The sequence below is a fragment of the Njordella calcicola genome (assembly GCF_056494125.1).
The window spans coordinates 4,533,588-4,557,689 of record NZ_CM151396.1 but is presented as its reverse complement, the minus strand read 5'-3'; the positions used below and the strand labels follow the sequence as shown (position 1 = coordinate 4,557,689).

The 24,102-nt window shown below is 53.8% G+C and carries 14 protein-coding genes; 11 read left to right on the top strand and 3 right to left on the bottom strand.

Annotated elements, in window-relative coordinates:
• Positions 1 to 86: 86 nt before the first annotated feature.
• From SH302x_RS17670 to SH302x_RS17655, 4 genes are all read left to right on the top strand, one after another.
• Positions 87 to 434, top strand: a complete 348-nt coding sequence (locus tag SH302x_RS17670; RefSeq protein ID WP_479363777.1) for a hypothetical protein — start codon at positions 87 to 89, stop codon at positions 432 to 434.
• Positions 435 to 705: 271 nt separating this feature from the next.
• The gene (locus SH302x_RS17665; RefSeq protein WP_479363776.1) at positions 706 to 2,127 is read left to right on the top strand and encodes a phospholipase D-like domain-containing protein; all 1,422 of its coding nucleotides are present in this window, start codon (positions 706 to 708) and stop codon (positions 2,125 to 2,127) included.
• Between the two features lie 86 nt (positions 2,128 to 2,213).
• Complete coding sequence (locus SH302x_RS17660) at positions 2,214 to 2,375, top strand: hypothetical protein (RefSeq protein ID WP_479363774.1); 162 nt, start codon at positions 2,214 to 2,216, stop codon at positions 2,373 to 2,375.
• Positions 2,363 to 3,046, top strand: a complete 684-nt coding sequence (locus SH302x_RS17655) for a hypothetical protein (RefSeq protein ID WP_479363772.1) — start codon at positions 2,363 to 2,365, stop codon at positions 3,044 to 3,046. The genes SH302x_RS17660 and SH302x_RS17655 overlap by 13 nt, the downstream gene beginning before the upstream one ends.
• A gap of 35 nt (positions 3,047 to 3,081) precedes the next feature.
• Here the strand turns inward: SH302x_RS17655 and SH302x_RS17650 are convergent, their stop codons facing one another.
• Positions 3,082 to 6,858, bottom strand: a complete 3,777-nt coding sequence (locus SH302x_RS17650; RefSeq protein ID WP_479363770.1) for an AsmA family protein — start codon at positions 6,856 to 6,858, stop codon at positions 3,082 to 3,084.
• Positions 6,859 to 7,104: 246 nt separating this feature from the next.
• Between SH302x_RS17650 and SH302x_RS17645 the strand changes: the two genes are divergently transcribed.
• The 4 genes from SH302x_RS17645 (at position 7,105) to SH302x_RS17630 (ending at position 13,541) form a co-directional block, all read left to right on the top strand.
• The gene (locus SH302x_RS17645; protein WP_479363769.1) at positions 7,105 to 7,794 is read left to right on the top strand and encodes a DUF6655 family protein; all 690 of its coding nucleotides are present in this window, start codon (positions 7,105 to 7,107) and stop codon (positions 7,792 to 7,794) included.
• Positions 7,795 to 7,855: 61 nt separating this feature from the next.
• Complete coding sequence (locus SH302x_RS17640) at positions 7,856 to 8,752, top strand: DUF58 domain-containing protein (protein WP_479363767.1); 897 nt, start codon at positions 7,856 to 7,858, stop codon at positions 8,750 to 8,752.
• Positions 8,753 to 8,766: 14 nt separating this feature from the next.
• Positions 8,767 to 11,214, top strand: a complete 2,448-nt coding sequence (locus SH302x_RS17635; protein WP_479363765.1) for a BatA domain-containing protein — start codon at positions 8,767 to 8,769, stop codon at positions 11,212 to 11,214.
• Positions 11,214 to 13,541, top strand: coding sequence for a VWA domain-containing protein (locus tag SH302x_RS17630; RefSeq protein ID WP_479363764.1), 2,328 nt, complete (start codon positions 11,214 to 11,216; stop codon positions 13,539 to 13,541). The genes SH302x_RS17635 and SH302x_RS17630 overlap by 1 nt, the downstream gene beginning before the upstream one ends.
• A 139-nt stretch (positions 13,542 to 13,680) precedes the next feature.
• Here the strand turns inward: SH302x_RS17630 and SH302x_RS17625 are convergent, their stop codons facing one another.
• The gene (locus tag SH302x_RS17625; protein ID WP_479363763.1) at positions 13,681 to 15,105 is read right to left on the bottom strand and encodes a hypothetical protein; all 1,425 of its coding nucleotides are present in this window, start codon (positions 15,103 to 15,105) and stop codon (positions 13,681 to 13,683) included.
• Between the two features lie 813 nt (positions 15,106 to 15,918).
• Here SH302x_RS17625 and SH302x_RS17620 point away from each other — a divergent pair.
• The 3 genes from SH302x_RS17620 (at position 15,919) to SH302x_RS17610 (ending at position 23,037) form a co-directional block, all read left to right on the top strand.
• Positions 15,919 to 17,595: a sigma-70 family RNA polymerase sigma factor gene (locus tag SH302x_RS17620; RefSeq protein WP_479363762.1), complete on the top strand. Its 1,677-nt coding sequence runs from the start codon at positions 15,919 to 15,921 to the stop codon at positions 17,593 to 17,595.
• Between the two features lie 881 nt (positions 17,596 to 18,476).
• On the top strand, positions 18,477 to 22,076 hold the full coding sequence (locus SH302x_RS17615) for a translocation/assembly module TamB domain-containing protein (RefSeq protein ID WP_479363761.1): 3,600 nt from the start codon (positions 18,477 to 18,479) through the stop codon (positions 22,074 to 22,076).
• Positions 22,077 to 22,107: 31 nt separating this feature from the next.
• Positions 22,108 to 23,037 (top strand): polysaccharide biosynthesis/export family protein, encoded by a 930-nt coding sequence (locus SH302x_RS17610; protein ID WP_479363760.1) that lies wholly within the window; start codon positions 22,108 to 22,110, stop codon positions 23,035 to 23,037.
• A gap of 257 nt (positions 23,038 to 23,294) precedes the next feature.
• Here SH302x_RS17610 and SH302x_RS17605 read toward each other — a convergent pair whose 3' ends face one another.
• Positions 23,295 to 24,011, bottom strand: coding sequence for a hypothetical protein (locus SH302x_RS17605; protein WP_479363758.1), 717 nt, complete (start codon positions 24,009 to 24,011; stop codon positions 23,295 to 23,297).
• Between the last annotated feature and the right edge of the window lie 91 nt (positions 24,012 to 24,102).

The window sequence follows — 24,102 nt, the reverse complement described above, 5'->3', positions numbered from 1 at the left end:
TCGACCGATCCTAGCATCTCAGATTCTCAATCTGATGACTTTGTCGAACTAGCGAAAGAGCCGCCTAGTTCCGATACGGAGTCAAGATGAAGACGCAGCATAACCCTTATGAACCGATGTCGACGGAGGTTCGAACTGGAAAATCTTGGTGGAGACTAGGCTTGTTGCTTCTGCCATTTTTGGCCGTAGCGTCCGTAGCGTCCGTCGGTCTGATTTGTCATTACTTTCAGTTCGAGATTTTGGCGTTCCTCCTGCTGCGAATAGCGACGCTTGGAATTTGTTTTGGGACAAGCTACCAGGTTGCAGTGACTCTCGCTGGTAAGCATCGGTTGCATGTCGTACTGATAACGATTGTCGAGGTCGTTGTCGTTCTGAACGTGTATGGGTCTCTATTGGAGCGTTACTTTCCGCTCCTGCGCATGGCTGCATACTGATCAACGTCGAGTATCTCGAATCGACTTACTAGGTCAGCCGCCTGTTGCTGGGTAGCAAGCGATGGAAGGTTGCTTCCGCAGCCTAGGCAAGCTTGGCAAGATTTACCTTTCAGGGAAAGCTTGCCGTGTGGAATCCCTAGTCCGATGGTGAGCGGGTTTCCGGTCGATAGGACATTGCTGCTTCGTTGCATTGTTCTTGGACTTCGGAAACTTCATGGTACGGATTGCGGTCAATTGCTGCTGGCACTCAATCAAGTCTGCCAAATACGTAATGGCAATTCTGTTCGCTTGCCTACCAACGCTGGGGGCGGCTGACGACTTCTGCTTGCTCAACGGCCATCGCAGTGCCTATGACGCTCGAATCGAACTGATCGATCTCGCGCAAGAGCAAATCGATATCGCGTACTATGCGATCGATTCCGGCGATATCGCACTGACGCTACTCAGCCATCTACGGGCCGCAGCACAACGAGGCGTCAAGGTCCATATCTTAGTCGATGGTCTCAAGTCGCGGTTGCCTTCCGATTTCGAAGACCTGTTGATTCGTGATGGCATCGAGTTTCGCGTCTATCATCCGCCTTTCAAAGGCCATCTCCTGTGGCTGAATCGACGCATCCACTACAAACTGTTCGTGGTCGATCGCAAAGCGATGATTGTTGGCAGTCGCAATCTCGAAGATTCGCACTTCGGGATCAATAAAGAAAACTTCGAAGACATGGATGCGTTGTATACCGGAGATATCTGCCGCCAAGCTGCTGCGCATTTTCATCAACTCTGGAACTCCCCTGAAGTTTACTCCGTCGACGACTCGCGTTCATTCGGCCTGGATCTACGCGATAACTTCGAAATGAAGGTGCCGACCGCGATCGCGGGTTCGTACCTCACCAGCAGCTTCACAACCCAACCAATAACTCCCAGCAGCAATGGCTCGGCGTCGCTGCCGACCAATCGATCGCAAAGCATCATTTGGCGGCCATTGGTGGCAAAGCGAGTTGAGATTTACGAGCGTCGGCTGCAGGAAGCGGCACAGCGGATAGCAAGCCGCGCTGACTTCGTCGACAGCCCTCATGCAGAACGGCTTGACGCTTGCGTTGAAGATATCGAATGTATGTCGCTGGTCCACGACCAAGGGACCGATAAAACCGAGCGACACTTTCAACGTCAGGTCATCTCCTTGATCGACTCCTCCAATGCATACGTCTGGATTGAAAGCCCGTATCCGGTTTTGGAGCGGCCTGTAAAGGATTCAATCCAACGAGCGATCGAGCGTGGTGTGAAAGTGACGCTGCTAACCAATTCGCTGGCGTCGACCGATCGCACGGCGCCCTATGCCGCTTATCAAAACGACAAACGTGAGTTCCAACGCATGGGTGTCTGTTTGGTCGAGTATATGGGCAACGACACATTGCATTGCAAGTCGATTTTGGTCGATGACCATACCGTGCTCTTGGGCAGCTATAACATGGACGCGCGGTCCGATCGATTGAACTTAGAGTTCGGCATTTTGATCCAAGATGCTCGCGTGTGCCACGTTGTCAAAGAGGCGGTCACGCATCGCATGCAGCAAAGTCAACCGGTCCAACAAAATCGACTTGGTCTACCGTCGGTAGTTGCGGGAGACGCATCTGCCTTCAAGCGATCGCAGATGCGAGTGCGGCAACTTCTGGTTCCGATCTTTCGCAGTTCGCTGTAGATTTCGGCACAATTCGAACGCGATTGCAGCAATTGCGCTACATTCTAAGGTGCGCCTAATTGCAATTCGGGCGGCTTTGAGGAAGAATGAGTCACGATAAAGGCGAGATGCCCGATGTTTCGCTGCAAGGGCTTGCTCGAGTTGCACCGACCCCATTCTCGCCAGCGGCGACCTATCGGATTCTGTCGACCGGCGCTGCGTTTCGATTTCTAGGTTTCTCTCAAGGGTATTTGATATGCGTTCTTTGAAGTATTTGGCGATGCCAATCTGCAGTCTACTTGCATTCGTGGCTCTTTCCGATTTTGCCTTAGCGCAGCGAGGCGGCTTTGGTGGTGGCGGTCGTGGCGGCCAACAGGTGCGAGCTCGATTTGAACTGGCAACTTTGTCTGAGGTCCAATCCGAACTGAAGCTGACGGACGAGCAGAAGAAGTTGGCGACCGACCTGCTGGCAAAGCAGCGCGACAAGCGAGCTGCGTTAGCGGATGGTGGAAACCCTCAGTCCATGCGAGCGGAACTTGCGAAAGTAAATTCGGAGCTCGATGCGGAACTGATGGCCAAGATGGATGAAGCGCAAGCGATGCGGATTCATGGTTTGTTCGTTCAAGTCAACGGTGCATCAGCGATTCTCGACGCTCAGATCTCGGAGGCCTTGGGCGTAACTGCAGAGCAAGCTGCTGCTCTGAAGGCCGCAAGCGATGCCAGCCAAGCTGCACGCCGCGAAGCGATGGGGGATTGGCAAGGCATGAGTCCTGAGGATCGTCGCGAAGCAACTGCAAAGCTCACAAGCGAAGCGAACGCCGCATTGATGGCGGTGTTGACTGACGCGCAGAAATCGAAGCTTGAGGAGCTGAAAGGCGCCGCGTTAGAAATCGACCAATCGCCGCTGCGACCACAAGGCCCAGGCGGCCGTCGCAACTAGCTGTTAGGTAAGTCCGCAGCGTTTCGCTTCACCGCTTAATTGGTACCGCCGAAACCGGGAATGCCAAAGTTGGGGAATTGCGGCAACTGTGGTAACTGCGGCAACTGATTCGGGATCGACTGGATCTGTTGTTGCAACGGTTCAAGCTGGTTTTGAATCGGGCCAAGGAGCTTATTAAAGCCGCGATCAACTTGTTTCTGCAGCGCCTTCTGCGCCGCAGCAGATACCAACTGCTGCGTGATCGCTCCCATGCGAGTGAAATCCACTTGTGGTTTCTGCAATGTGCCTCCTATCGGCAGGTCAATCGTTTGGCCTGCCAAGGATGCTAAGTACTGATTCTCGTTCACCCAATCGGCTTGGATCGGTACGCTGGCAACCATCTGCAGTTGACCATCGAGTCGCGCGCCGCCAGACGTTTTGACGATGACTTCGCCAATGTTCAACTGCAAGTCCTTATGCGAAATCATCCCGCGGTCGACGGTAAAAGCAATCTTCTGCTCGGGCATCTGTACCCATAGGTCATCATTGATCGTGGCCACATCCAAGGCGGCCCCCTTGCGCATCGCTCGGACTTGACGAGCAATGCCAATCAACTGATCTGAAAGCGGACCGGGGCCGACGGTTGCGCCATGGACATACAGCTTGCCTATGACAGTTTGATTCATAAGATCTAATGGCATGATTTCGGCTCGCTCAATTTCCAGGCTCAACTGGCCTTGAATCGCCGCCACATTCGAAAGGATCGGCGCAACGTATTTCAGCCAGCTCTCGCACATCTGCGGAGTGATGGCGACTCGATCCAGTACCACTTGCGGTTTCTGAACAATCATCAGCGGCTCGGTCGCCAGATTACTGCTCAGGTCCCAACGCACGGTCCCTTGTGACACAGGAATTTCGGTCGATGTAGTGAAGATACCATTGCGAATCGACATTGGCACCGACGCGGGCCCCAAGACCACGCCCACCACATCACCTTGATCCCAGCTTACTTTTGTCGTTGCCGACAGTGCATCGGTCCACGAGCCGCTTGAGTTGTTGCTGCTGCGCCACACGAACTCAATCGGCTCGGTTTTTTGCCCTGTTGCATTCACATAGTTGCCGACCCAAGGCCTCATCTTGTTCATGACGGAACGCATATCGTAGGTTAAATGGCCATTGCATTTCACCAAGGTTTCGTTGTTTGCGGTCGAATAGTTAGTCGATCCGGCGAACGCCATCCATTCGCTTTGGATTGCTGCCGAAGGGATTACGACCGAGCCATCGGTAATCTTGTAAGTGCCTCGGACATCGGCTTTGACCTGCGGTTCTTTCCAGAGATTAGTACTCATCGCAGTATTAGGCACGCTGGTGGTACTGACCAAAGTCGGCGCGACGGCGCTGGTGGGTAACTGGTCTATGGAAATGTTCTTGCCATCTAGCATTAATTGCCAGTCAATCTTTTCTGCGTTCAGCAACCATTGCATTTGTCCGGTGACATCGCCACTGTAGAGCATTGTGGAAGCGGATTGTGCATCGTCGAACTGCAGCGACTTCATCAATCGCGTTGGATCGATGCGGAAAGCCACTTGGCCATTGCGCAAATAGCCAGCTTCGGTAGCCGCGGCATCGCGAGCGGAAAGGGCAAACGATTCCGCTTGGACCACCAGTTCTTCGACACGCGTTTGAACGATATCCATCGCATTGACTTGGCCTCGGAATTTACCTTGGATACGATTCTCGTTGACCGAGTAACCGTCGCCTTGGATGCGTAAGCCGGTGATGTCGTAAGTTGCCGATTGGATGATTGGCTGCATATTATCGACAATCCCTTCCACTTGCAGGTCACAAAAGCCGCTCATTGCAACGCCGGGGTCAAAACCGGAAAAGACCAACGAGCGATTGGAACATGACTTCAAGTCCAATTTGATCATTGCAGTCGATTTCGTGGGTGGCACCGCAGGCGAACCCGCAGGCAGTTCTGCGATTCGCAGTGGAGAATTCAGTGCGATGTCGATCACTTCGGAGTCGGATTTCAGTTTCGCAGAAGCTCGATCGATTTGGATCACTTCCATACCATCGATACGAAGTGTCGCGGTGGCTTCGCCCTTCCACGCTGGTTCATCCAAACGACCACTTGGCAAGACGATCGAAAGTGGACTTGAGGTGACTTGTGCGGTGGCGACCACGCGGTCTTGTCCTTGTTGTTGCCAAACGATGTTTGCATTGGCAGATCCCGCAAGCGATTCAGTTGGCAGCTCAATCCATTGCGAGACGCGTTTTTCCAATTTGTCGAGATCCATGCTGGCGGTCATCTGGCCTTGCGTTAATGTTCCTTTGCCCGTGATCTCACAGAACTCCGCTACGCAGTTGACTTGGAATTCCGCTGAACCGTTCTCGGAATTTGCATTGGGCAGCACTTGAGCTTCGATTTGCAGCGCATCGTCCCATTGCAGTTTCGAACCTTGGAATTCCGCTTGCAAGGCACCCAGTCGCAGATTCGCAACCACATTGGGCATCGCGCTAGAAGTGCTCGAGGGCGATTGGCGAACCGACAAGGTCGCTTTGCCCGAAGTCAGTTTTGCGTTGTCGCGCATGACGATGACATCGGGGGCGACTTGCGTCAAGCGTGACAGATCGATCTCGCCATCGATGGCAAACTCCGCGTCATCAATCCAAGGTCGCAGCAGCGTTGGAGTGGTGGGTGTCAGCGACGATCGAGCCGAAGCACGCAGAAAGCCGACATCGCTGGTCAGTTGTACTTGTTCTGCCCGGATGGTATTGCCATTCAAATAGAAGTTGCCTACCAAACGCACTTGGTTAAGCGTAGCTCCCCTTTGCCCCAGCAGATCGCGCGAGTCGATTTTCAAATTGTCGACTTGAGCAGTTGAAATCTTAGCCGCCATGCTCTGGATGGAGTCGACATCCACGTCAGCTTGAATTGTTGCCGCTCCGGACACTTGATCGATCGGCAAACTTGGCAAGCGACGTTTCACCAAGCTGATCCATTCTAGCGGCAGGCCACTGGTGGTTAACTTCAAGTGCATGCGTTGTGTTTTCGATTCGTTAGAAACACTCAGCATGGAATTATTGTTTTCGACCGCATCGATACTCGCTTGGAATTGGCCAGTGGATCGCAGTACGACGTTGCCGCCTTGGTCAATTTCCGCAATACGACCAACCAGCGAGATGGCTGGGACCGGTTTTTTTGCAGTAGGCATTGGCACCACCGCGTTGCCGATGCTGAATTCCCATTGAGCTCCTGAGACGCTATCGCGAGCCATGACGACCGCGTCTTCAATTTGGATGGTACCTTGGAATTCTGTAACGGCCGCTCCGGGCGTGGGCTCTTCGATCACTTCCACGGGCGTTGCCCATTTCGCCAGTAGAGGCTGCAGCGCTTCTTCCAAGCTAGTTGTGTTGGGCTGGACATCGATAGCAAGTCGCGTTTGCCGAACGTAGATGTTTCTCAGATCGCTGTAGTTCGTCGCAAGGTTCCAAATCGATAGTTGAGTTTCGATTTCACCGACCTTCAGCACTTCGACACCGCGTTCATCCATTACACGAATGCCTGCGGCGCGAAACGGTGAAAACCAACCAATACGCACTTCGCCGATCTGAACTTTTAAAGGTTCGATGCCAGCAAAGCGATTGGCAAGCTTTGTGACGATCCCCGCGTTGGAAGCGACATAAGGAATGGCAACCAGAGCGCCAACGACGATCAACAACAGACCAAACCCCAGCATTCGCAGCTTGCCAAATCTGCGCTTTCTGGTCCGACCATTTGAACGTACTTTACTGAACGCCTCGTCGCTCGAATCCTTCGAACGTGCCATGGGTCACTCCTTGCTCGCCTCTACTGTGCTGCGATCTAACATCGGTTCAGCGGAAAACTCTATGCCAATCCTCGCGGGACCATACGAAATTTTGAAGGTCGAAGTCAACGGCTATCCGGCAGGTGTCAAACGTACAGGAAAATACCGCGAACTGTGGAAATCCTCTTGACGTTGCTTGTACCAATTCAGTATCGCTTGTCCTGTTTCACGAACATATGTTTACCCACTCAAAGCGAAATTGAGACGATGAGCCATAGCAATCCAAAGTTGAATCAACACTTCCTTATCATGTTGCTGCTACTGGTCGCCAGCAGCGGATGCGCGTCGGTGAAGGAATCCGATACCGCCCGCACAGGCATCGAACAACTGCTGATCAGTTCGGCCGTCGATGAATCGTTAAATCGCATCGACTTTCGACCGATCGCTGGCGCGAACGTCTTTGTCAAAACAGACTACTTGGACTGCATTGACAAGAACTATGTCATCGTGGGCCTGCACTCTCGCCTGCTGAACCATGGTTGCAAACTGGTCGATAAAGGCGACGATGCCGATGTAATCCTCGAAGTCGCCTCGGGAGGGGTTGGTACTGACCGCACTGACATGACCGTCGGCACTCCGGAAGTCCCTTTGGGCTTGATGGGCAGTGTTCCGAAGGTGACCGTCTATGAAAAGAAACGAGCGATGGGGACTGCAAAACTGGTCGTCGTTGCCACAGACGCTAGGACCAAGCAAACCGTGATCAATTCTGGTTATACGTTGGCACGCAGCGACCATCAGTTCTGGTCGGCTATGGGCGCTGGGCCCGTCATGTCCGGTTCCGTAGTCCAGCAGTTGGAAAAACACACCGGTCATTCTGAATCGGTGGTCCCCACAGGTTGGATGTCTGGCAACGGCAATGAAAAAATCCCTGCACAGACCGCAGGTTATCAGAAGTAGTCTCAACGGCGAAGTATGATAGAATACGCTACTTATTGGAATTCCCTCTTGGTAGCGTGTCATGACGGCAGTTGAACAATACCTGAAGCCTGAAGTTGCATCGCAGATCAAACGGCTTGATCTGCGCGCGAAAATGATAGTGCGCGGATTTTTGCAAGGCTTGCATGCCAGCCCGCTGCAAGGATTCAGTGTCGAATTCTCGGAACATCGACGCTACGCCCCTGGGGATGACCCGAAAGGTATCGATTGGTTGGTCTATGCAAAGACCGATCGCTATTACGTCAAAAAGTTTGAATCCGAGACGAATTTGACGGGCTACTTGGTCATGGATGTCAGTCGCTCGATGGACTATACGCATCGGCAACAACTGACCAAATTCGATTATTCGATTTGTCTGGCCGCTGCGCTTGCCTATCTGATGAATTCGCAGCAAGATCCCGTCGGCTTGATGACGTACAACGAAAAACTGATTGCCCGAGCCGCACCTCGCTCGCGTCGCTCGCAAGTCGCAACCATTCTGGCTCATTTATCGAAACTGAAAGCGTCCGGTGTCTCGGATTTCCCCAAAGCCGTTCACAATCTACTGGCGATGTTGCGGCACAAGTCGCTGATTATGTTGATGAGCGACTTTCTTGGAGATGTACCGGCGACGATTGAAGCCCTGCGTCGTCTGCGAGGGGGGGGGCATGACGTCATCGTGTTCCATGTGCTGGATGAAGCGGAAGTGCACTTCCCGTTTGAGGGCGTCGTAGAATTGATCGACCCAGAAACGAACCAAAGAATGTCGGTTCAAGCCGAAGAGATTGCGGCAGACTATCGAAAAGCGATCGAGGACTTCCGTACGCAAATGGACAAAAAGTGCAGCGAATCGAAAATCGACTACGTGCCGCTGGATACCTCGATGCCTTACGACAAAGCGTTGCTTGAATACTTGCTCAGTCGCCGTCAGCGGTTTTAAGGCAAAGGAGCGAGATGAGTTTCTTACATATGTCGCTGATTGCCGGAACCGCCTTTGCGCTGATTCCAGTCTTGATTCACTTCAGTGGTCGCCGCCAGCCTAAATCGGTCTTGTTCCCTGCGTTGCAGTTTGTACAAACCACACGCATCGCTTCGGCACGCGGTTGGTCCGTCAAACGTTGGTTGCTGCTGCTGCTGCGAATCGCGATGGTGCTGCTATTCGCGTTAGCGCTGGCCTCGCCGCGTGTGCATCAAGCGAGCTTTGCGAGCTGGATTTCCATCGGCGTGTTGGGACTTTTCGGCGTGTTCGCCTTGGTGGCTAGCGCCTTTGCGTTTGCCAGACGAGCGACCAAGGCTGTGCGATATACAACGCTGCTGATCGCTTCGTTATTACTGACCACGGTCGCTGTTTGGAGCAGTCTGGTACTGGCCGGTGGTCCTAATGTTCCGATGCAATCGAATTCTGGACCGGTTGCCGCGGCATTGATCATCGATACGTCACCGACGATGGACTATCGCTTTCAAAACGAATCGCGATTGGAGAAAGCAAAAGATTTCGCTCGCTGGATCGTGGGCCGATTGGATGAGCAAAGCATGATTGGCGTGCTGACCGGCGCCTTCAGCGATCGCTTGCAGTTGGGGCACTCCGCTGCAGAAAACAGCATTGAGCGCTTGCGTGTCCAAGGGGCGACGGTTGATCTGGTCGATCGGATTCGTCGAGCGATTGAGTTGGTTCGCAGTTCGGATTTCGATCGGCATGAGATCTACGTCATCACTGATCTATCCAGTCCCGCTTGGTCCGGCAGCGATTCGGCCATCCAAGCCATGCTCAGCGATGGCGAGCCGATCTTGCTGCAGATTGTCGACGTCGGCACCGCCGAACACACCAATTGGGGAATCGATCAAGTCCGTGTCAGCCAAGACGTTGCGTCCGTGGGAGCGACCATCCAAATCGACGCGATGGTCCAATCGGCCAAGAACTCTCCGGCGCAACAAGTGGTTCTGGAACTACTGGCCGAACAGAACGAGCCTGGGCTGCCGCGCATCGAAGACGGCAAACTGGTCACGCCACGGACGAAAGTCATCGATCGTAAACTGGTCGACAGCCAAGGGCGCGGCGACACCGCTGCGTTCTCGTTCCAGGTCAGCAACCTGCCGCAGGGGACCAACAACTACCATTTGCGATTGGGAACAGTGGATCCGCTAGCGGTCGATGGAAGCTATGCTTTTACGATCGAAGGGGTTGAATCTGGCAAAGCGCTGGTCGTTGACACTCAAAAACCTAAGGCCAGCGAAACGGGGGGCGCAGTCGCAGGGCTGTCTGACGAAGCGATCTTGCTTTCTTTAATGCTCGATCCGACGGGCAGCAATGCCGATGTGCTTTCTCTCGATCGGCTTGCCAATCAAGACCTCGCGGAATATGCGGTGGTCGCTTTGCATAATCCGCCGCTGGCGTTACCGGCTGAAACGCTCGCGAGGTTAGCCAAGTTCGTGGATGACGGGGGGGGCTTGGTATTAAATCTTGGAAGTGCCATTGATGTTCGCGCCGCACAAGCTCTCGAGCGACGTGGCAAGGACAATCCAGCAGCAGCCGTGGAAGGCCTGGCAGCTTTGCTTCCAGGTACATTAAAGCGAATTACGCGGCGGCCACAACGCGACGTGTATATCGAGAACATGGAACCGCTGCATGGTATCTGGTTGGAATTTGGCAAGGAAGTCGCCACCATTCCTTGGGGCCGCTATGCGGTCTACCGGCACTGGGATATCGAAGATCTGCGTTCAGCGGCGCGGCCATTGGCAAGGTTCACGGTCAGTGGTTTACCGGCGATCATTGAGGAAGTGCGAGGCAACGGCCGTATCCTTACGTTCGCCTCGCCCATTCCCGATTTGGAGAAAGCGGGCTATGGGCCTTGGAACGTATTGACGACCTCGCCTGACGCATGGGTCGCCTTCGGTACCATGCTGGGCACCGGTCGTTATCTGCAAGCGACCAGTGAACTGCGACGTAATTTCACAGTCGGCGAAACCGCTTTTTTAGAGTGGAAAAACTCGCGATTGCCGAATCGATTCGAACTGTTTCATCCCGATGGCAGCGACGAACAAATCAAAGTTGATGGGCAATCGATTCTCTATGGCTTTACCAATACACCGGGGCATTATCGGTTGCGTGAGTACTCATCGAACTCCGCCAACGTCCGAGGCTTCGCTGTCCATTTGGCCGCTGGAGCCACGTCGCTGGTGCGGATGGAAAAGTCCCAGTTGAATGCGATGCTGGGTGATGGCAATTACTTGGTTGCCAGCGATAAGGAAGGCTTGCAACAATCGATTGGCCAAGGCCGATATGGTCGCGACTTGGGGCCGTTCCTGTTTCTGGTGCTGGCCGGGCTATTCCTGGCCGAACAGGCGATGGCTCAGAATTTCTACGCCCCGCGAAACTGGAAATTAGCGATGGGGCGTGCTTAATGGAGTTCTCGGTCCAGCCCCAGTTCAATCTCTGGCTGCTTGTCGGCGGCATCGTTTGCGCTCTCGTCGTTACGTTGATTTTTTTGCGCGAACGTGGACAGTTGACTTCGGCGCAGCGATTTGTTCTGGCAACCATACGCATATCGCTGCTAGTGCTGATCGCACTGGCGCTGCTGAGGCCTGGCGTCAGCTTTACTCGGCAAGCGGCACCGGAAAGCTCCATCGCTGTCATGCTCGATCGCTCGATGAGTATGCAGTTGCCGTCAGGAGTCAGCACACGTTCGCGATGGGAACTGGCCAAACAGATTACGGAGCGGATCGGACAATCGAGCTCCAGTCTGCCCGAAGGTACATCGCTTAAACTGTTCACCTTTGATTCCAAACTGAACGTACCCAAGAGCGAAGTGGAGGCGTTGGATCGGTCCAAAAAAGCGCTCAACGAGTTGTTTCAGGCCGCGGTCGCTCAGTTGGAAAAATCGCCCACCGGTTCGCTGACGGATCTGGCCGGACCGATGAAGGCGGCGATTGATGCGTCGACTGAACCCCCTTTGCAATCGATCATCTGGATCAGCGACGCTATTCAAACGGCGGATGAAACGGGCACTAACGTCAGACAGGTCGTGCGACAACTAACCGAATCGAATATCGCGTTGTATCTGGTGGGTGTCGGGCCGCGGTCTGGCAGCAGCGAAAGCTTGGACCAATGGGTGGATACAGTGCCAGAACAAGTCGACGCGTTTGCCAAGAATGTGATTAATGTACGAGGATTGTTGAAGACAGTTGGGCTGGGCAATCGAGAGCTAACGGTCACCGCGACGCTCAAGGACAAAGCGGGCTCGCAAGTGTCCACCGTCCAGCAAACGCTGACGCCCACGCGAACCGAACAAACGCTGCCGATTAGCTTTCCAATCGTTGCCCCCAGCAAAGGGGCGTATGAGATTTTAATCCGAGCCGAACCGATCGAGGGCGAAGCGACGTTGATGAATAATTCGCAGACGTGCTTTTTGAATGTGCGCGAAGCGGGCTCGCGCGTCTTGTATGTCGAAGGAGAACCACGCCCGGAAAGAAAGTTCATCGCGCGTGCGCTGGCTGATAGCGACGATCTGCAAGTCGACCATTTCCCGCTCTTGCGAAATACTCGCGATCGCTGGCCGGTCGACAGCTTGGCCAGCTTCCTGGAAGATGACACTTACGACTGCATCATCCTGGGCGATGTCGATTCCGCAGCGCTTGGCAATAAGACGCTGGCAGCTTTAATCGATCGTGTTGGCCGAGGTGCGGGACTGATCACGCTGGGCGGCTTTCATGCCTACGGCCCTGGTGGCTACGATTCGACACCGCTAGCATCGCTGTTGCCTGTGAGCATTGCGGGCTTTCCGCGACAGACCTTCGCTGACCCGATCGCGGACTTACATCATCCTGGGCCGATCAATGTCAGGCTGCGAGCACGCCACCCGATCTTTGAAATTGGCGCTCCTGGCCAAGTGAGCGACGAGCAGTTGGTGAAAGCTTGGGCCACGTTGCCTGCGATGTTAGGGGCCAACCGCGTCGGCGACTTGTCGCCTCAACCAGGCGTTCAAGTCCTAGCGGAAACGCAGAATGGCAAGCCGTTGATTGTCTCCAACAGTTACGATCGCGGCCGGGTTTTGATGATCACGTTCGATACGTCATATCTGTGGCTGCGCGGCGGCAAAGCGGAGGTTCATCGCAGGTTTTGGCGACAAGCGATCTTGTGGGCCATGCAGTCTCAAGAGCGCGAGCCAGGTTTAAAAGTGATTATGGATAAACGACGGATTCGGGCCGGTAATGCGGTTGGCTATCGCGTCGAGTGGACTGGTTCGGAGCCTGGCCAAGCGATTCCGCAGGATATCAAGGTGGCGATCGAGCAAGCCGGCGCTTCGGCCCGAGTCGTAAATCCAACTCAAAAAGATCTCGCAAGCGTCGGCGGAACTCTGCCTGGGTTGTTTGAAGCGAACCGATATGATCTGGTTGCGACGGTGACAGGTCCCGATGGCCGCGTGTATGAAGATCGTTTGCCGTTCGACGTGATTGACGATGCGATCGAGTTGATTCGCGGTGCTCCTGACTGGCAATTGATGAACCAACTTGCGGAGCTGAACGAGCGAGCCGGTGGTCGTGTGATACCGCCAGAGCAGATCGATTCGCTGATCGAGTTGCTGCGACAGCAAGCGATCAATCAAAGTGTGACGTTAGTGGAATCGCACCATTTAGGTGAGGGTGCGATTGATAGTTGGGTTGTGTTTCTGTTGGTTGTGTTCTTGCTGACGCTGCAGTGGTCGTTGCGTAAGAAGTGGTCGTTGGCGTAGCACAGTAGCAGGCACTCTCCGAGTGCCGAATGCAAACGATTTTCGTTACGGCCCACGGAGTGTGCCTGCCACTTTGACGGCCCACGGAGTGTGCCTGCCACTTTGACGGCACAGCGGAGTGTGCCTAATACTCTAAAGACTACTCCGCTTTGGATTCAGCCAACTCTTCAGCCGACTTCAGACGCTTGGTGAACTCAAAGGTGTCAGCCAACTGAATGTCCGCGGAGTTCAAGTCCCCCATCCGTTCGACGTTCGTCGTAAAGACAACGGACACGTGGCGGCCTTCATCGTTGCTGATCAACATGTTTACCCACACCACCTCGACACCTTCAATTTGACCGCCAGCGACCACGCGCATCAAACGCAGCTTGTTGTCTGTGACGCGTTCCGATTCCTCAATAAGCCGTCCAAAGGACTTGCCCAAGATGCGTTGCACATCCTGTTTGAATGCGGCGATGGTCAGTTGCTTACCAGGTTCCATGTCCGCCAGATTCACGATGTTGCATTGCCCCAGCGATCGGTTGTCCCGAACCAGCCTCAGCATGGCGTCGATCTCGCTATCTTTGTAGATAACCCAATCCGCTTCCGCGAAAAAGCGGTAGCCACCATCTTTGGATTCGTACAATTGCAGCAAGCGCTCTTGGCGTTGCTGGAAGATCGATGTGTAGCTTGAGAGCGGTTCGAGCGATCCAGCGCCACTGATTTTCTCGCGAATCAAACGCAATCGTGCGGTGACTTGGAAGCCAGGCTCGGCATAACCGATTTCACGCTCCTCGGTAACCGCCGCGGCAAGATAAGTGACTAGGTCTTGGTCGCGGTCCACGGTTGCTTTTCCCGTAACGTTGATCTTGGTCGGCACGGCGTTGACCGATGCGGACAGTTCACCGGTGATTTCAAGCTGGTCAAGATTGTCTTTGCGATCCACGATGACAACCGTCAACGTACCACTTTGCACCGCATCTAGATTCAGCAAGCGAGCGACATCATTGGGCTGCAGCTTCGTCTTTTCCCCGATCAAGAGACCTTTGGTAGGGATCAGTTTGTCCAAGAACATTGTCACGACGGGGCTTTCCGCCAGTTTGCGTTCGGTCTCGGTCAGCGGTTGCTGGACGCCGGCGGTATGCGAGTTCGACTCGTTCAAATTGGTCCAGCGAATCATGGTCGTTGATTGTTCGCGCAAGACCAAGTCGGTGGCATGCTTTTCAATGGTACTACTTGACTCAGCGATCTGGAACTTCAGGGCGGCCAGCGAGCTATCGGAGTTGACCGCCAGCAGTTCTTCGTATTGCAATGTTGTTTTGGATTCCAGCGGTGCGCGTCGGACAGTATCCACCGCCGCTTCACGGTTGTTCTTCAGCCGAACTTCGCCGCGGACTTCGAGGACCGATTTGACGCGTGTGCGAACTTCCTCGCCGCCAACCGCAGTTGTTGGTTTCTTCTCTGCTGAAATCAAGCGCGACTGAGCGTGGGCGGATCGGTTGGTTAGGTTCGATGCGGCCAGAGCACTGGTGGCCACAAAGCTGTGCAGGAGAAATTGGCGACGGTTGTTCGAGTTTTGGAGCATGGCAATTCAAGCAATCGTTTGGATCGAATCGTGAAGGTGGACATGCGATGTCATCGTCAAAGATCGCCAGTGGAAGGCAGTATCATCGCTACCGTCGTTGAAGTTTGGCTGATCTGCAAAGTTTGCCGAGTGTTCGTAGCTGACGTAGATTGGCCAGCTTCTCTCATTAGTTTTTTCAATCCTGTACAGGACACTTTCCTGTGCGGACTTCAACACGTTTTGATACGAAGCGTCTTAAAATGGAGCGATAACTGCCTACTTTGTAAGCATGCAATAAAATTCCAAGGAATTGGAGAGTTAAACTCGGGAACTTGCAAACTTCACCATGTCGTCTGTTTTCCCATTAAACCACGATATTGCCCAGGTTACCGCTCGGTTAAGGGCAAATTGTCCGGATAAGCTTCGCAGGCGTTGCCAATAGCGAGCATTGGCGTACAAATTGCATTCAAGGCAAGCATGAGTGAACTTTTTTTGACATCTTTCGTCTATACTTGATAGTACGCAATGTCAAAAAAATTTACGGTTATTGCGAGATCGTTGGATCGGAGGACCTAACGAGTCAATAGCCACGACGAATCATACAACATCAACCTTGGCAGACCGCAACCCAGTTATCAACACAGGTAGCCGATGCGGTTAAGGCGGATGCGCTGATTTGTTGGTCATCGCGTGGCTTGGCTGCAACATGTTTTGCGATCAAGCAGGTATTTGCCTCGACATGATGTTGTGGCGTGCCCCCAAATAGCGAGGTTGGTCGTAGCGATCGGGAATCGCACGGATTAGACGACACGTACTCGCCAAAGGGAGTTTATCATGAGTCAAGATTATCGAATTGCCGCCGTCCGTGAATTGCGAGACCAGCAGGTTCGTTTCGCGCCGCGGGAAAAGCGTTTGGAGCAAGCGGATCGCGCCGAGAAGCTATTGGCGGAAATCGTTGCAGAAAAGTCGTATCCGTTCGACTTTATCTTCTACCGCATCACCAAAGTGCGACCCGACCAAGCAGCGCGGATGACGGTCAGCGGAGAGGATGCGGCTCATGATTTGCGACTCTTTATTGAAGACATCACGGACTCGATGGACATTCGCACTGACGAGATTCCTGAACCGGTTCATACGGTGGAAGACCTGAGCAAGATGTTTAAGGTGTCGACCAAGACAATTGCGCGATGGCGAGATCGTGGTTTGGTATCGCGACGCTTTTTGCATGAGGGAAGAAAACGAGTTGGTTTTCTGAACAGCAGTGTGGAGCGGTTTATCAAGACGAACCGCGCTCGCGTCGATCGTGGTGAGAAATTCAGTCAGATCACGCCGGACGAAAAAGCGGAGATCATTGATCGCGCTCGCAAGATCGCTAGTCAAGGTGCGACGTTGGCCGAAGTAGCGCGACGCATTTCGGAAGGGACTGGCCGCAGTGCAGAAGCGATTCGATACACGTTGCGAAACTTCGATCGCGAGAATCCTGCACTTGCCGTTTTCCCGGACCACCGCGAATTGTTGACCGAAGAAGAGCTGCGATCGATATACGACCAATATCAACGCGGCGTAAGCGTTTTGACGCTTTCGCGACGTTACAATCGCCATCGATCGACCGTGCATGCGATCATCAAGCAGCAGAGAGCTCAACGGATTATGGAACTGCCGTTGGACTTTATCGACAACGAGATGTTTGCGAAGGTCAGCAAGAGCAAGTCGTTGGCTCAAGAAGTCTTGGGCGATTTCCCGGTCGCCGACGAGCCACAACGTCGACTGCGTCCACCATCCGGGCTGCCGTTGTACTTAGCGTCGCTGTATGAAGTGCAGTTGCTGACGCGAGAGCAAGAGTATCACTTGTTCCGCAAGATGAATTACCTGAAGTACCTTGCATCGCGGAAGCGAAAGCGATTGGATGCTCGTGATCCGAAACCTGAATTGATGACGGCGATCGAGAATTTGTATGACCGAGCGGTTGAAGTAAAAAACGCGTTGGTTCAAGCAAACTTGCGTTTGGTGGTGTCGATTGCCAAGCGACATGCGGGGATTGGCGAAGACTTCTTTGGTTTGATCAGCGATGGCAACATCTCGTTGATTCGGGCTGTGGAGAAGTTCGATTTTGCTCGCGGCAACAAGTTCAGCACGTATGCCAGTTGGGCGATCATGAAGAATTTCGCTCGATCGATTCCCGATGAGTTCAAGCATCGTGATCGCTTCCGGACCAGTAGTGACGAGGCGTTTGCGGTTCAAGAAGACAATCGCGAAAACCAGTTGGCAGCCGAATTGGCATTGCAGCAGCGGAAGACGCAGATCAACCGTATTTTGCATCATTTAGACCAGCGAGAGCAGGAGGTGATTATCCGCCGCTTTGGTTTGGATTATCAGCAGAAGCCGTTGACCTTGAAGGAAGTTGGCGAGACGTTAGGCGTGACCAAGGAGCGAATCCGCCAGTTGGAAACGCGAGCTTTGACCAAGCTGCGTCAGGTAGCCAACCGCGAGCACGTTGAGTTGCCAGATTAAGCGTAGTAGGCACACTCCGTGTGCCGTAATACAAGGTAGTAGGCACACTCCGTGTGCCGTAATACAAGGTAGTAGGCACACTCCGCTGTGCCGTAACAGGGTCGCGACCGTTCGTCGTGCCGCTTTTCGGAGGAATCGATCCTAACAGTGCTATTCCGCCTGAAGGCGGGACTACGAACGCGGAGCACTATTCCGCCTGAAGGCGGGACTACGAACGCAGAGCACTATTCCGCCTGAAGGCCATTGGTATCTACACATCTTTACGTTTGATTCGCAGGCGAAACGGGTCAAGTGTCGTTTAACCGCGTGCCCAACGGGCCGCGATGCTGCTAAAGGCACAACAAACGGGGGGCGATGCCCAACGCGGTTAAACGAAACCCTGCGGATTCACGTAGCAAAACAAGCTAACATCTGCTTCAGCGTCACCCATACTTGTGTAGATACCAATGCCTAAAGGCGGGACTACGAACGTGGCGTTGGCTCACCTGGTTACCGGCCTACGCTTTGCGCTCTTCAATGCGAAACTATTGGCAGATTAACATTGACTCAGATAGGGCTACTCGACTACTGACCACTGGTAAAACCCACCGCAAATCCAAGCTCTACAAACGCGGGGTCAGTAAACTTTGGGTGCCAGCCAGACTCGTCCACGAAAACGATTTTTCCTGCTTTTCTGCCGGTCAGCTTTCGTATGCGCTCTCCTGACCATCCTCTTCGGAAATTGGATCGCTGGCAAAACGGTCCAATACTTTGCAAGCTTTATTCTAAACACGTCAGTAACCGTCCAAACCGTCTCGTTAGGCTGGCATTGGATATCAGCCGGTGAAATTGTCGTTGACGATCCCGGTGTTCCAGGCAGCCCCCAACTGACGATCCGGCGCGTGTACATCAAGCCTTCGTTGTGGACCGGTTGGCGAAGCGGCAAATGGCTGGCAGCAATCATTGTCGACCAGCCCGCTTTGCATGTGCGATTCGACGCCGACGGTAAATTGCTGTCCGTGTTTCCAGCCAGCGAATCTCCTGGCCAGCAGTCCGAAAGCTTGTCCATACCGCTCGATCATTTGCGGTTCGCGTCTGCCGCTTTTGTGGTACACCAGCAGGGTAAGCCCGCCTTCCGCATCGCGGACATTCAAGTGAACTTGCAGTGCGATCAACAGATCCGGCTAGACGCTCTGATTCCTCAACTGCTGGGCGGGGAAGTTCGATTCCATTCGCTGCTGGACGCCGTCACGCTGGCCGGTACAACACGTTTAAGCTGTCACACAGTGGAAGCGAGCACTTGCCAGATCGCCGCCATCCCGTTGGTCCCCGAATTGATCCGCGACGCCCTGGTGACATGGTCCGGGCAGTTGTCGGTCGAAGTCCAACATCCAGCGAACTCATTAGACCCACAGGACTTCGAACTCGATCTGCAAGCTCAAGCGGGTCCTATCACGCATCAGCATGCAGGACTGCTGCTCCGCGCCGCCAGCCTGCGACTCCAGCAGCACCGCAGCAAAGCTTCTTTGCAAATGCAATGCGATCCGTTGGATGGAACGATTGAACTGGAAGCCGACGTCGACTGGCAAGACGCTACTGCTCAAGCGACGCTCGCTCTGCGCGCAAGCGACTTGCAGTTACATCGATTGCAAGATGTCCTCACTAGCCTAAATGACTTACCCGCATGGCATGCGATCGCAAATGCGAGCGGCCAATCACAGATCGTATGGTCGCCGCAGCAGATCTCCGTCATCAGCGACGCGTCGACGACCGTTTCACAGTTGAACTTTGACGGCATACCATCCAGCGACATCCAAGCCAACGTGCACCTGGATGCAATTTATCAAGCTCAAGCTGCCTCGTCACTGACAGGCATACTGGCGACGGCAGTTCGCAGCGATGGGTTTCTGATCAGCGACGTTGCCAAGCGAGTTCGTTGTCCTGATGCAACAGGGCAGATCGCTTACGAAGCTCAACTGCGGCTACCGCTTGAGTCTTACCAACAGCCTGAAACATATCAAGCGACTGCGGCGGTCCAATTCAAGGACGTCAGCGTTTGCCGATTGCGACTTGCAGACACGCTTGTGACCGCGACCGCCAGCAACGGAATCGCAAGGCTGCACACCGGTTCGGCGATTCTCGTGGACGAGCACTTGGGCCAAGTCGCTGAAGCAGCGATGGATGTCCAAGCGGACCTGAAGCCCAACGGTGTTTTGACATCCTCGGGCAACGTCACTTTGCTGACCCCCAAATGCCTTGCCAGAATCGCAGAGCTCAATCCTGATGCCTACGACGGGCGATTCGCTTTGCAATTCCAATCGCAGGTTCCGACCTACCAAGCGAATGAGCCTGACCTGTGGTCCGCCGCGGCTCGCTTGACAGCCCGGGACTTACTGATTGCCAGTGAACATCTCAGCGACCTAAATCTTGAATGCTCGGTGGTAAATGGCCAGCTCACGATACCGGAAGTCCAAACTCAATGGCGGAACGCTCGCATCGCTTGGCATGCTGCTGGCCCGATTTATCCGACGATCAATGTTCAAGCGTTTGCTGCTGGGCAACAAGTCCTGCTGGCGGATGTAGCGCAAGTGATTAATCGCTATTCGCAGCGACCTCTGCCGCTGACAGGTCGCGCAGAGGTGACTGGCCAAGTGCAATTAAAGGGCAGTCCGCTTGATTTTAACGCCGCAGGGGATATCGAAGTCGTCGATGTGCATTACGCTCACACTCGCGTTGGTCAAGGCCGACTCCAATGGCAAGCTGATCGTGATGGCCTGCAGCTTTCCAGTCAATCCGCTGACTTCCTGGGCGGCCAGTATGCGTTGAAGGCCGACATGCACGAGTTGGATTGGACCAAGACGGTACTGTCTGGTGAATTCAACGCGATACGATTGGCACGTATCTTGGCTGCAGCACGCGTCGCCGTGCCAGCAACCGGTACGATTTCGGGTCGCATACAAGTGGATTCAATTGCGAACCTCCAGTCGCTCAGCGGTCGCGGTTTCTTGCGGACGCATGGCACCTCGATCCACGACGCCGCATGTTTGCTAACGCGAGGCGACATCGCGATCGAAGATGGGCTGGTCCATTCAAGGCTGGTCGGCAAAGTTTGCAATGGTGATTTGGATGTGACAGCGCGAACCAGCTTGATGCAGTTGTGGGATTATTTGCAATTGGACAAGCCGGCTGCCGAGAAGGTGCCAATCTTTGTCGAAGCGAGTTTGTCACGCGTTGGGCTGGACCAGTTGGTGAAAGCCGCAAAGATTCGCAATCGCGACTTGCCCATTAGCGGACTATTACGAGCGAGCGTGGTTCGCGATCGTAGTGTAGCGGCCGATGATCTACTGGCGATCGCTCGGTTTTCTGCTGAGGACTTGAGTTTCAATCGTTCGAAGTTATCGGACCGAATTAGTGCCGAAGTTGCCTTGCGCAGCGATCGCATGTTGCTGAAGCAGATCGATGGCAGAATTGCGGACGGACAGCTTTCTGCTCGAGCGGACATAAGTTTACAGGGTGTACCTCGCGGCAACTTCCAATTCAATCTTCGAAATGCGAACCTTCGCCGTGCGACCAATCCGTTCACTTCGCTGCCCGTCAATGGTACGGCGAACCTCGCGATCCGCGGCCGCGTAGACCAAACTCTGTCCGGCCAAGCGAACTTGGCCATCGATCATGTGAACGCTGCCGGGTTGATTGTCGGTCATGCTCGATTCCCAATCGACTGGAAGTATGGCTTGCAGTCAAAGATCTGTCAGTGGCAGTGTCGTGGTGGTTCGGTCGAAATGGGCGGTGGCTCAGTGGCCCTGTCCAGCCAAGGCGAGTATGCTCGAACGATGACCATGCATTCGGTTGCGAAGTTTGAACGCATCGATACATCCAAGCTTATTAAAGGCAAATCAATCGGGCTTGGGATTATCGATGGGCAAGTGACCGTGAACGCCAAGCGAGCGACGCGCATCGAACAGACGACGGGCGACTTCCACGTCAATTTGAAGAAGATCAAAGCGATGGAGTTGCCGGTGCTGGATCAACTTCCTCAGGTCATTGAGTTGCCCAGTATCAATGGCTCGCGCCAACAAGACGACGGCGGATATCTGTTTGGACATTTTGGTGGTGGCGTTATTAAACTTGAGCAGCTAGCGCTTTGGCAGAGCAATCTGCAGATTCTCGCGGAAGGCAGTTCGACAATGGACGGAAGGCTGAACGTCGATGCGATTGTAAGCACACAGAAAGCGGGTCCGATGGACCAACTGCTGTTGCTCAGCAATTCGCCGCTCATGAGTGCTGCGCCCGCTCCAGTCGCGATGATTGCGCGGGCCAACGAGGCGCTCAAGGATCGGGTGGTGAACGTCAGCATTGGTGGTACAGCGAGCAAGCCAACGCTGAAGCTGCAACCGGCCAAGCTCTTGACGCAGAATGCAATTCAATTTTTCTTACAAACGAGTCTTGGGACTCCGGTGACAAATATGGCATCGCAACAAAATCAATCGCGGCGGCGTTGAGGATGTTCGCACTAATTGGAATCATGGACGAATGATGTTACATAGCAACAAGCCCGCAAAACAACCTACCTACGTGCACTTTCGAAATCGTTTGGTCGGTTCCTCAGGACTGGCAGCGACGCTGCCGGCCGCCATCTTGCTGTTGATGTTCGCCGCGTTTTGTGCGAGTGGATGCAGGACCGCTTCGTCATTGGGGTTGCCGATCTCGTCCGGTTCTCATTACCTGCTAACTTCCGCCAAGAAAATGCGGCAGACCAACGGGCATCCCGTAGGCGTGCCGACGGAGTTGAGCAAAACGTCATTACCGTCGCATCGCATGGAAGCGGGCGATGTGTTGGTGATCGAGCCGAACGACTTCAACTGTCCGGTACGATTTCCTAGCGATCAGACGGTCCAGCAAGATGGTACCATCGATTTGGGCAGTTACGGTCGAATTGTGGCGGTCGGGAAGTCCACTCAGGAGATCCAAGATGAAGTGCAATTTATCGTGACCAGTTTCGAGACTGCTAAACGAGAGCGGCAGTTCCAATTGGCATCCTTCCGCGGCGAGGCTCAGTCGGCGGAGCTTGATGAAGTCGATTATGGCGTAGCGGTCCGGATGGTGAGCCGCGATAGTGGCGCGTACTATGTGATGGGGGACGTCAATGCACCGGGTTGTTATTCGTTGAATGGTAGAGAGACGGTTTTGGATGCAATCATAGCCGCAGGTGGTTTATCGGATCGAGCGGACGATCATAAGATCATTTTGACGCGACCACAGCCCGACGGCGCGGAACGCATTATTCTGCCTGTTTGTTATCAGCAGATCATTCAAATGGGAGATGTTAGCACGAACTATCAGTTGTTGCCGGGCGATCGCATTTACGTTCCGAGCATGACGATTTGGGAAGACATCAAGCAGACGTTTCGATTCAGCAGTGACAAAGGTTGTCCGCATTGTCGTGAGTACCACTTGAAGTAGTTGTACTAGTAACTCGCTTAAAGAACGGTCCCGATATAACTTCCGTATTTTCGTTTAACCGCGTGGGCATCGCCCCGCGCTTGTAGAGCGACAAACGCGGCCCGCTGGGCACGCGGTTAAACTAGAAAAGCCGGTTCATATCGGGAAGTTATTTCGGGACAAATCCTAACCGCCAGGCCGTTCAATAAGGCGGGAGTCCTACTTCAGTAGTACCGCCTCTAGCGGCCTGCGGTATTATACCTCAGCAGGTCCGCGAGCTAGTTCTTATGCAACCACTTGCGCTTTGGCGGGGCGACATTCGTCGTGCGACCGGCGATCTCTTTCAGTATCCGCTGCTCCAGCAGACGATCGTTTTCCTGCCTGATCCAACCAATCGTCAACGGCAAACTTAAGAGCTGCTGATCCACGCGAGCTGTGCCACCATCATGACGAAGCGAAGCGGAACCTTCGCCAGAGCTTTGAGAACGATCCACATCCTCCAACTCCTTGATCACTTCAATCCCAATCTCATAACCACCAGAGTGTGGAGTGACCTTCACGAACGCTGTGCGGCGAATAGTTTGAAAAGTGCTCTGCAACTTCTCAAAACCGGGCGAAGAGTCCTTTCGCCATGGTTCCAAGATTGACGCACCATTCTGCGGAAAGGTCTCTACAAAGCCATCGGACCATTGGTCCAGATCGCGCCGAACGCGGGTTTCTTTCTTGATGTCGAAATAGTCATCTACGGTATCGATAATCTGCGTCCACAAGAACTCGGTGTCCATGTTACCCAATTGCATGGGATTGGGATAAACGATCTCCGTCGAGCTTTTGGAGCGGTGGCTGAAGTCGATGACCGGCGAAGAGCTTAACATGGATCGACTGCACCCAACGCTGGCAACAGCCAGCGGCACCAAGGCGCAACCCAAGAACCATCGCCGACTGCGACTGTCATGGAGTTCGATTTCAAGTGTTTTTCTTGCGGGAAGATTCATACATTGGTAGTAACGCTTCGCAAAATCTGGCACAACCCCACGTAAGGAATTTTGCAGCGATCATTTTACCCTTTTTGCGTATCTGCCCCAG